We start from the raw sequence: 10,279 nt of genomic DNA on the forward strand, positions 1-10,279 counted from the left end.
CGCCGACGTCTGTTGTACGAGCAATTATGGGCGCAGTGTAAAAAAGATTAGCCAGTGCTTTTCACTATATAAGCGCCTATATTTGGCGACAATTCTCGGCAAAAACCCTTTTCACGGAGGCGCATCCCCTATGCGTACCAACACTCAGACCAAACGTGAGCTGGACAAGATCGACCGCAACATCTTGCGAATCCTGCAGGCGGACGGGCGGATTTCCTTTACCGAACTCGGGGAAAAAGTCGGCCTCTCGACCACACCGTGTACCGAGCGGGTACGCCGGCTGGAGCGCGAAGGCATCATCATGGGCTACAACGCCCGCCTGAATCCGCAGCATTTGAAGGGTAGTCTGCTGGTGTTCGTCGAGATCAGCCTCGACTACAAATCCGGCGACACTTTCGAGGAGTTCCGACGCGCGGTGCTGAAACTGCCGCATGTGCTGGAATGTCACCTGGTGTCAGGGGATTTCGACTATCTGGTGAAGGCGCGGATTTCCGAGATGGCCTCGTACCGCAAACTGCTCGGCGACATCCTGCTCAAGCTGCCGCATGTGCGCGAGTCCAAGAGCTATATCGTGATGGAAGAAGTGAAAGAGAGCCTGAGCCTGCCGATTCCTGACTGAGATTTGTGCTGCTGCCATCGCCAGCAGGCTGGCTCCCACAGGTTCAGTGGTGAACACGAACAATGTGAACACCTGCAATCCCTGTGGGAGCTAGCCTGCTAGCGATGCAGACAACTCGGCTATCTGGCTAAACCAGCACCTGCCGATTCGCCGCCATGTACTCGAACACCTGCTTCTCCACCCGTGGATGTATCAGCTCCACCGGCCCGCGCCCGTTCGGGCAGGGCAAGGTTTTGGTGGTGCCGAAGCGCGGCGTCCTGCTCGGCGCGGGTCTTGCGCGGCAGACGGGCCATTTCCTCGGGCGAGGTGGTTACCGGCCCGCAGCAGTCATGGCAGCCCGGCACGCACTCGAACGTGGGGATCTGCTGACGCAGGGTGCGGATTTTCTCGCTGTTGCAGCTCATCGAAACGGTAACCAACGTGGAATAGGCGACGATTGTGCCGCAAAAGCCGTATTCCAGACAGCGACGGCCGACCAGTGTTGCCCGTATTCGGGCGTGCGGCTTATGCTCCGTCAAATTTTCTCGACACTCAGCCGTTGGATGACGCCTATGAATGCCCGCGCCCACACCACCGCGAGCCAACCGCACGTTGCCTCTTATTACGCCGCCAGCAGCCTGCCGCAGCCCGATCACCCGGTGTTGCAAGGCGAACTGGTTGCGGACGTGTGCGTGGTCGGCGGCGGCTTCTCCGGGTTGAACACCGCGCTGGAACTGGCCGAACGCGGCCTCAGCGTGGTGCTGCTGGAGGCGCACAAGATCGGTTGGGGCGCCAGCGGGCGAAACGGCGGGCAATTGATTCGCGGGGTCGGTCACGGTCTCGACCAGTTCGCCAACGTCATCGGCACCGACGGTATCCGACAGATGAAACTGATGGGCCTGGAAGCCGTGGAAATCGTCCGTCAACGCGTCGAACGCTTTCAGATCCCCTGCGACCTGACGTGGGGTTACTGCGACCTCGCCAACAAACCTTCCGACCTCGAAGGATTTGCCGAAGACGCCGAAGAACTGCGCGGCCTCGGCTATCGCTACGAAACCCGTCTGCTGCAAGCCAATGAAATGCACACGGTGGTCGGCTCCAAACGCTACGTCGGCGGCTTGATCGATATGGGCTCCGGGCATCTGCACCCGCTGAACCTGGCGCTGGGCGAAGCCGCTGCGGCGCAGCAGCTGGGCGTGAAACTGTTCGAACATTCGGCAGCGACACGCATCGATTACGGCCCTGAAGTGAAGGTGCACACCGCTCAAGGCTCGGTGCGCGCCAAGACTCTGGTGCTCGGCTGCAACGCCTATCTCAGTGACCTCAACCCGCAACTCAGCGGCAAGGTGCTGCCGGCCGGCAGCTACATCATCGCCACCGAACCCTTGAGCGAAGAACAGGCCCATGCCTTGTTGCCGCAGAACATGGCGGTCTGCGACCAGCGGGTGGCGCTGGACTACTACCGGCTCTCGGCGGATCGCCGTTTACTGTTCGGTGGTGCCTGCCATTACTCGGGACGTGATCCGAAAGACATCGCTGCGTATATGCAGCCGAAGATGCTGGAAGTTTTCCCGCAGCTTGGCGGGGTCAAAATCGACTATCAGTGGGGTGGCATGATCGGCATCGGCGCCAATCGCTTGCCGCAGATCGGCCGGCTCGCGGAACAGCCGAATGTGTATTACGCCCAGGCGTATTCCGGTCACGGGGTGAATGCTACGCACCTGGCGGGCAAGTTGCTCGCCGAAGCGATCAGCGGGCAGCACAGCGGTGGTTTTGATCTGTTTGCCAAGGTGCCGCACATCACCTTCCCGGGCGGTAAGCATTTGCGCTCGCCGTTGTTGGCGCTGGGGATGTTGTGGCATCGACTGAAAGAGTTGGTCTGAGGTTTTTGCATCGGCCTTGAGGCCGCCATCGCTGGCAAGCCAGCTCCCACAGTGATTGGGGGGGTCACACGTTTTGGTGTTCACCACCGAACCTGTGGGAGCTGGCTTGCCAGCGATGGGGCCAGCGATGGGGCCAGCAAGGCCAGCATACAACTCAGATCCGCCAGAACGGCTTCAACCCCTCCTCCTGCGCCTGCTCACGCGTCAGCCCGACATCCTTGAGCTGATCCGGCGTCAGAGCCAGTAACGCCTTGCGCGTGTGCAGACGATGCCAGAGCAGGCCCCAGCGACTGAGGCCGGATGGCGCGTTGCGCATTGCCGCATGCCACGCATTGTCCTCCTGCCCTGCCGCCAGTTCCTGACTGTGTAGCGTCAGCCGCACATCGCTCAAGCCGTTCATTTTTGTCGCTCCTGTTTACTTGGGTAGCCAGAGATTCCATGATGCGCGGGCCGACAAAAGCGTTACAGATTCAACCAAACTGTATTAACTCCATACAGATTTGCCGTTTCTGCCACTGAATTGCCGATTTCTGTCGCATCTGTACTGGTTTAACGAATCACCTGCATCGAGGCAGTGCCATGACGCTCTATGTGAACCTCGCCGAATTGCTCGGTACGCGCATCGAACAAGGTTTCTATCGCCCCGGAGACCGCTTGCCCTCGGTGCGCGCCTTGAGCGTAGAACATGGCGTCAGTCTGAGCACGGTGCAGCAGGCTTATCGCATGCTGGAAGACAGCGGCCTGGCCATGCCGAAACCCAAATCAGGCTATTTCGTGCCGGTGGGGCGCGAGTTGCCGGAGTTGCCCGCCGTCGGGCGTCCGGCGCAGCGGCCGGTGGAGATTTCGCAATGGGATCAGGTGCTGGAACTGATTCGCGCCGTGCCGCGCAAAGACGTGGTGCAACTGGGTCGCGGCATGCCGGATGTCAGCTCACCGACCATGAAACCGCTGCTGCGCGGGCTGGCGCGGATCAGCCGTCGCCAGGACATGCCCGGTCTGTATTACGACAACATCCATGGCACCCTCGAACTGCGCGAACAGATTGCCCGATTGATGCTCGATTCCGGCTGCCAGTTGAGTGCCGCCGACCTCGTCGTCACCACCGGTTGCCATGAGGCGTTGTCCACCAGCATCCACGCGATCTGCGAGCCCGGCGACATCGTCGCGGTGGATTCGCCGAGCTTTCACGGCGCCATGCAGACCCTTAAAGGCCTGGGCATGAAAGCCCTGGAAATCCCCACCGACCCGCTCACGGGTATCAGCCTCGAAGCCCTCGAACTGGCGCTGGAGCAATGGCCGATCAAGGTCATTCAGCTCACGCCCAACTGCAACAACCCGCTGGGCTACATCATGCCGGAGTCGCGCAAGCGCGCGCTGTTGACGCTGGCGCAGCGTTTCGACGTGGCGATCATCGAGGACGATGTGTATGGCGAACTGGCCTACACCTACCCACGTCCGCGCACGATCAAATCCTTCGACGAGGACGGTCGCGTGCTGTTGTGCAGTTCGTTTTCCAAGACCCTGGCACCGGGGCTACGCATCGGTTGGGTTGCACCGGGCCGCTATCTCGAGCGGGTGCTGCACATGAAATACATCAGCACCGGCTCGACAGCGCCACAGCCGCAAATCGCCATTGCCGAATTCCTCAAGGCCGGCCACTTCGAACCGCATTTGCGGCGGATGCGCACGCAATACCAGCGCAACCGTGACGTGATGATCGACTGGGTGACGCGCTATTTTCCTGCCGGCACTCGCGCCAGCCGTCCGCAGGGCAGCTTCATGTTGTGGGTCGAACTGCCGGAGGGTTTCGATACCCTGAAACTGAATCGAGAGCTGCACGATCAGGGCGTACAGATTGCCGTCGGCAGTATCTTTTCCGCCTCGGGCAAGTACCGCAATTGCCTGCGGATGAACTACGCTGCCAAACCGACACCGCTGGTCGAAGACGCGGTGCGCAAAGTCGGCGCAGCGGCAAGCAGATTGCTGGCCGAAGCCGACTGACCTTTTTCGAGTCACCAGCGTCCATATGCCGACCATTACTGCCGACCGGAACGATCCTACGTGAGCTTCAGACAGCCCCTACTCGCTTTGCTGATCCTTGCCGCGTTCCTGGGCGGTTGCGCCAGCCTCGATGTTTCCCGCGAGCCGAGCCAGGCATTGCCGGCATCCAGCTCCAGCTTCGGCCGCTCGATCCAGGCGCAGGCTGCGCCCTATCAAGGTCGCTCCGGCTTTCGCCTGCTGTCCAACAGCACCGAGGCGTTCACCGCCCGCGCCGAGCTGATCCGCCACGCGCAAACCAGCCTCGACTTGCAGTACTACATCGTCCATGACGGCATCAGCACGCGGATGCTGGTGGAAGAACTGCTCAAGGCTGCCGACCGTGGCGTGCGCGTGCGCATTCTGCTGGACGACACCACCAGCGACGGCCTCGATACGATCATCGCCACACTGGCGGCGCATCCGCAGATTCAGATTCGCCTGTTCAATCCGCTCAATCTGGGGCGTAGCACCGGGGTGACGCGCGCGGCAGGACGGCTGTTCAACCTGTCACTGCAACATCGACGGATGCACAACAAGCTGTGGCTGGCGGACAACAGCGTAGCCATCGTCGGCGGGCGCAATCTGGGTGACGAGTATTTCGATGCCGAGCCCAACCTTAATTTCACCGACATCGACATGCTCAGTGTCGGTCCGGTGGCTGAGCAACTCGGGCACAGTTTCGATCAGTACTGGAACAGCGCACTGAGCAAACCGATCGACGAATTTCTCACCAGCAAACCCAGCGCCAAGGACCTGCGCAACACCCGCACACGGCTGGAAGAATCGCTGGAGGAATCAAGAAAGCAGAATCACGCGCTGTATCAGCAACTGATGACTTTCACCACCGAGCCGCGCATGGACATCTGGCGCAAAGAGCTGATCTGGGCCTGGAACCAGGCACTGTGGGATGCACCGAGCAAAGTGCTGGCCAAGGATGAACCGGACCCGCAATTGCTGCTGACCACGCAACTGGCGCCGGAACTGAAAAACGTCAGCAAAGAGCTGATCATGATTTCGGCCTACTTCGTGCCCGGCCAGCCGGGGCTGGTGTACCTGACCGGGCGCGCCGATGCCGGGGTGTCCGTGAGTTTGTTGACCAACTCGCTGGAGGCCACCGACGTGCCAGCGGTGCATGGCGGTTATGCGCCGTATCGCAAGGCATTGCTTGAGCATGGGGTGAAACTGTTCGAGCTGCGCCGCCAGCCTGGGGATAACTATGGCAGCGGGCCGCACCTGTTTTACAGCAAGTCGTTTCGCGGCTCGGATTCCAGCCTGCACAGCAAGGCGATGATTTTCGACCGACAGAAATCCTTCATCGGCTCGTTCAATTTCGACCCGCGCTCAGTGCTTTGGAATACCGAAGTCGGTGTGCTGGTCGACAGCCCCGAGCTGGCAGCTCATGTGCGCGAACTGGCAGAGCAAGGCATGGCGCCGGCGTTGAGTTATGAGGCGAAATTGCAGGACGGGAAGATCGTCTGGGTCACCGAGGATAACGGCCAGATGCATACGTTGACCAAGGAGCCTGGGAGCTGGTGGCGACGGTTCAATGCGTGGTTCAGCACCACCGTCGGCCTGGAGAAAATGCTTTAAAAGATCGCAGCCTCCGGCAGTTCCAACAGTTGGAATGTAATCCCATGCAGGAGCTGCCGAAGGCTGCGATCTTTTGATCTCAAGCGGTTTGCACTGTTCCGAACGCACCCTGGCGCATCAGCAGAATCACCAAGCCGAACGCCCCCACCGCCATCAACAGCGGCAGCGCATGCCCGCTGATCCACTGACTGCCCGCCCCTGCCGCCAATGGCCCGATCAGACAACCAACGCCCCACAACTGCGCAATGTGCGCGTTGGCACGAACCAAGGCATCGTCGCGATAACGTTCGCCGATCAGAATCAGCGACAAGGTAAACAAACCGCCCGCACTGGCACCGAACAACACCCACAGCGGCCAGATCAGCGGCGTATCGATCAACAGCGGAATCGCCAGACTCGACAGCATCAGGATCACTGCGCAGCCGGCGAACAACGTGCGGCGCGACAGGTAGTCGGCCAGCGCACCAATCGGCAATTGCAGCAGCGCATCACCGACCACCACGGTGCTGACCATTGCCAAGGCGATTTCCGCGGTGAAACCCTGACGCAGGCAATACACCGGCAGCAGCGTCAGGATCATCGCCTCGAACGCGGCAAACAACGACACCGCCCAGGCAATCGCCGGCAGCTCGCGGCTGAAACGCCATAGATCGCCGAACGTCACGCTGCTCGCCTCACTGCTTGGTGCGCCGCTACGGCCCAGCAGCAACAACGGCGAGGCCAGTAGCAGGCCGACACCGACCCAGAAGCCGTAATCGTGCTCCGTGCCCAGCGCCCCCAACAGCAACGGCCCGGACAGTTGGCTCAGCGCGTAACTGCTGCCATACAGCGCCACCAGTCGCCCGCGCCAGTGCTCGACCACCAGTTGGTTGATCCAGCTTTCACCGAGGATGAATACGATGGTCAGGATCACGCCGATCATCAGGCGCAGTACCAGCCAGATCGGATAGCTCGGCAACAGCGCCAGCAAACCGATCGACAACGCACCGGCCCACAGACACAGGCGCATCAGATTGGCCGTGCCAAAACGCGCCGCCAGATGACTGGAAATCTTCGCGCCCAACAACACGCCAATCGCCGGCATCGCCGCCATCACACCGATGGCGAAGGAGCCGTAACCCCAACCCTCCAGCCGCAACGACACCAGCGGCATGCTGACCCCAAGGGCCAGGCCAACACTCAAGACAGACGCCAACACGGCGAAATACGTCGCCCAACGCATGTTCCACGCTCCTGTGGATAATTATTATGTGCACCACAAAAACCAATGTGGGAGCGAGCCCCTGTGGTGAGGGGATTTATCCCCGTTGGGTCGCGTAGCGGCCCCAAAACCTGCCAATGCGGGGTATCTGATACACCGCGTGCAATGTTTTGCGACTGCTTCGCAGCCAAACGGGGATAAATCCCCTCGCCACAAAGGCTCGCCCCCACAGGGGACCTGCTTCGTTCAGAGGATCTGCTCTTGGAACAGATCCTCCGTCAACGGTTTACAGCTTGATCCAGGTCGCCTTCAGCTCGGTGTATTTGTCGAACGCGTGCAGCGATTTATCGCGACCGTTACCCGATTGCTTGAAGCCGCCGAACGGCGCGGTCATGTCGCCGCCGTCGTACTGGTTGACCCATACGCTGCCGGCGCGCAGTGCCTTGGCGGTCAGGTGCGCCTTGGAGATGTCCTGTGTCCACACCGCTGCCGCCAGGCCGTATGGCGTGTCGTTGGCGATCTGGATCGCTTCTTCTGCAGTGTCGAAAGTGATGACCGACAGCACCGGGCCGAAGATCTCTTCCTGGGCGATTTTCATCGCGTTGCTCACGCCGTCGAAAATCGTTGGCTCAACGTAAGTGCCACCGGTTTCCTGAAGGATGCGCTTGCCGCCAGCCACCAGTTTGGCGCCATCGGTATGACCGGATTCGATGTACGACAGCACGGTGTTCATTTGCTGGGTATCGACCAGCGCACCAACGTTGGTCGCCGGGTCGAGCGGGTTGCCCGGTTTCCAGGTTTTCAGCGCTTCGATCACCATCGGCAGGAATTTCTCCTTGATCGAACGCTCGACCAACAGACGCGAACCGGCGGTGCACACTTCGCCTTGGTTGAAGGCGATTGCGCCGGCAGCGGATTCGGCCGCCGCTTGCAGATCCGGGGCATCGGCGAACACGATGTTCGGGCTCTTGCCGCCGGCTTCCAGCCAGACGCGCTTCATGTTCGATTCGCCAGAGTAGATCATCAGTTGCTTGGCGATCTTGGTCGAACCGGTGAACACCAGGGTGTCGACGTCGTTATGCAGGGCCAGTGCCTTGCCGACGGTGTGACCGTAGCCCGGCAGCACGTTCAGCACGCCTTTCGGAATACCGGCCTCGACCGCCAGTTCGGCGATACGGATGGCGGTCAGCGGGGATTTTTCCGACGGCTTGAGGATCACCGAATTACCGGTCGACAGCGCCGGCCCCAGTTTCCAGCAAGCCATCATCAGCGGGAAGTTCCAAGGCACGATGGCCGCCACAACGCCCACCGGTTCGCGCGTTACCAGACCCAGTTGATCGTGCGGGGTGGCGGCGACTTCATCGTAGATCTTGTCGATCGCTTCACCGCTCCAGCTCAGCGCTTGCGCCGCGCCCGGAACGTCGATGTACAGCGAATCGCTGATCGGCTTGCCCATGTCCAGGGTTTCGAGCAGAGCCAGCTCTTCGGCGTGCTCCTTGAGCAGGCCGGCGAAACGAATCATGGTGGCTTTGCGCTTGGTCGGCGCCAGACGCGACCAGACGCCGGAATTGAAGGTGGCGCGAGCGTTTTCCACGGCGCGCTGGGCGTCGGCGGCGTCACAGCTGGCGATCTTGCCCAGCAGACGGCCATCGACCGGACTGATGCACTCGAAGGTCTCGCCGGAGACGGCATCGGTGTATTCGCCGTTGAGGTAGGCGCGGCCTTCGATCTTCAGGTCGCGAGCACGTTGTTCCCAATCGGCACGAGTCAGGGTGGTCATTCGAGTGTCCTCCTCTTGTTGAATACGAGCGCCGCGGTCTTCGCGGACGTCTTCAGAAATTCTGCCCGGCCAGCCTGCTTTTCGGCCAGAGGCACCCGCCACCCTAAACCAGCGGCCGGGTTTGTTTCAATATATTTGACATAAGCCCGGCAAACGGCCTTGCGGTGTTCAATTTAATAAACATAGACTTTGGCCCTTTCCAGCCAACGCGCCGTAATCACGGGAGAAAACAACAATGAATATCCAGAACGTCGTCGACATCAGCCTGACCAGCAGCGAAGCCGAACGCTATCGCCCGGACCCGGCCAAAGTGCTTAAAGGTGATCCCGAGCAAGCTGTATTCCATCAATACGAAAGCCCTTGCGGGCAGATGGGCGTCGGCGTGTGGGAAGGTGCGGTGGGCCAGTGGACGGTGAACTACACCGAGCACGAATACTGCGAGATTTTGCAGGGGGTTTCGGTGCTGCGTGATGGCGACGGCAATGCCAAGACGTTGCGTGTTGGTGACCGCTTTGTGATTCCGGCCGGTTTCCGTGGCACCTGGGAAGTGCTGGAGGCTTGCCGCAAGGTCTATGTGATCTTCGAACAGAAGGCTTGAGGACTTCTTAGTCTGAACCGGCCCCATCGCTGGCAAGCCAGCTCCCACAGGTTCTGTGGTGAACACTGACTTTGTGAACGTCAACAATCACTGTGGGAGCTGGCTTGCCAGCGATGAGGCCGGTACAGACACAGCAGAAACCGAAGGCAACAAAAAAGGCCCGTATCGTGAGATACGGGCCTTTTTCGTAAGTAGGGAAAAATCAATTACTTGATTTTGCCTTCCTTGTACATCACGTGCTTGCGAACAACCGGATCAAATTTCTTGATCTCGAGTTTGTCCGGCTTAGTACGCTTGTTTTTGTCGGTAGTGTAGAAATGACCAGTACCGGCGCTCGAAATCAAACGAATCAATTCACGCATGATTAGCTCCCTTAGATCTTGCCAGCTTTGCGGATTTCGGCCAGCACGACAGTGATGCCACGCTTGTCGATGATGCGCATGCCTTTGGCAGATACACGCAGACGCACGAAACGTTTCTCTTCTTCAACCCAGAAGCGGTGATGCTGCAGGTTCGGCAGGAAACGACGACGGGTTTTGTTGTTTGCGTGGGAAATGTTATTCCCAGTCACCGGACCCTTACCGGTAAC

General features: G+C 60.0%; 10 protein-coding genes and 1 pseudogene. 5 read left to right on the top strand and 6 right to left on the bottom strand.

What is annotated here, in order from left to right; translation table 11 throughout:
- Positions 1–130 precede the first annotated feature (130 nt).
- Positions 131–619 (top strand): Lrp/AsnC ligand binding domain-containing protein, encoded by a 489-nt coding sequence (locus ACIOZM_RS10475; RefSeq protein WP_003177284.1) that lies wholly within the window; start codon positions 131–133, stop codon positions 617–619.
- Between the two features lie 127 nt (positions 620–746).
- On the opposite strand, the pseudogene ACIOZM_RS10480 reads toward ACIOZM_RS10475, so the two are convergent.
- Positions 747–1,023 (bottom strand): annotated as a pseudogene (locus tag ACIOZM_RS10480) (YkgJ family cysteine cluster protein).
- A 147-nt stretch (positions 1,024–1,170) separates the two neighbouring features.
- Between ACIOZM_RS10480 and ACIOZM_RS10485 the strand changes: the two are divergent.
- On the top strand, positions 1,171–2,481 hold the full coding sequence (locus ACIOZM_RS10485; RefSeq protein WP_401212952.1) for an NAD(P)/FAD-dependent oxidoreductase: 1,311 nt from the start codon (positions 1,171–1,173) through the stop codon (positions 2,479–2,481).
- A gap of 154 nt (positions 2,482–2,635) precedes the next feature.
- Here ACIOZM_RS10485 and ACIOZM_RS10490 read toward each other — a convergent pair whose 3' ends face one another.
- Entirely contained in the window at positions 2,636–2,881 is a 246-nt protein-coding gene (locus tag ACIOZM_RS10490; RefSeq protein WP_401212955.1) for a DUF1127 domain-containing protein, read from the bottom strand.
- Positions 2,882–3,060: 179 nt separating this feature from the next.
- Here ACIOZM_RS10490 and ACIOZM_RS10495 point away from each other — a divergent pair, with 179 nt between their 5' ends.
- Both ACIOZM_RS10495 and ACIOZM_RS10500 read left to right on the top strand, forming a co-directional pair.
- Positions 3,061–4,482, top strand: a complete 1,422-nt coding sequence (locus ACIOZM_RS10495; RefSeq protein ID WP_401212958.1) for a PLP-dependent aminotransferase family protein — start codon at positions 3,061–3,063, stop codon at positions 4,480–4,482.
- A gap of 60 nt (positions 4,483–4,542) precedes the next feature.
- Complete coding sequence (locus ACIOZM_RS10500) at positions 4,543–6,111, top strand: phospholipase D family protein (RefSeq protein ID WP_401212961.1); 1,569 nt, start codon at positions 4,543–4,545, stop codon at positions 6,109–6,111.
- Between the two features lie 79 nt (positions 6,112–6,190).
- Here the strand turns inward: ACIOZM_RS10500 and ACIOZM_RS10505 are convergent, their stop codons facing one another.
- A complete protein-coding gene (locus ACIOZM_RS10505) occupies positions 6,191–7,333 on the bottom strand; it encodes an MFS transporter (RefSeq protein WP_401212963.1) in 1,143 nt (380 codons plus the stop codon).
- A 265-nt stretch (positions 7,334–7,598) separates the two neighbouring features.
- Entirely contained in the window at positions 7,599–9,092 is a 1,494-nt protein-coding gene (locus tag ACIOZM_RS10510; RefSeq protein WP_401212966.1) for an aldehyde dehydrogenase, read from the bottom strand.
- Between the two features lie 235 nt (positions 9,093–9,327).
- Here ACIOZM_RS10510 and ACIOZM_RS10515 point away from each other — a divergent pair, with 235 nt between their 5' ends.
- Positions 9,328–9,690, top strand: a complete 363-nt coding sequence (locus ACIOZM_RS10515) for a cupin domain-containing protein (protein ID WP_401212968.1) — start codon at positions 9,328–9,330, stop codon at positions 9,688–9,690.
- Positions 9,691–9,896: 206 nt separating this feature from the next.
- Here ACIOZM_RS10515 and rpmG read toward each other — a convergent pair whose 3' ends face one another.
- Positions 9,897–10,052, bottom strand: a complete 156-nt coding sequence (gene rpmG, locus ACIOZM_RS10520) for a 50S ribosomal protein L33 (protein WP_401212970.1) — start codon at positions 10,050–10,052, stop codon at positions 9,897–9,899.
- 11 nt (positions 10,053–10,063) lie between these two features.
- Positions 10,064–10,279: 50S ribosomal protein L28 (gene rpmB, locus ACIOZM_RS10525; RefSeq protein WP_401212972.1), on the bottom strand; the 216-nt coding region annotated here is incomplete at its 5' end.

Source organism: Pseudomonas sp. NPDC087346, assembly GCF_044744235.1.
GTDB lineage: Bacteria > Pseudomonadota > Gammaproteobacteria > Pseudomonadales > Pseudomonadaceae > Aquipseudomonas.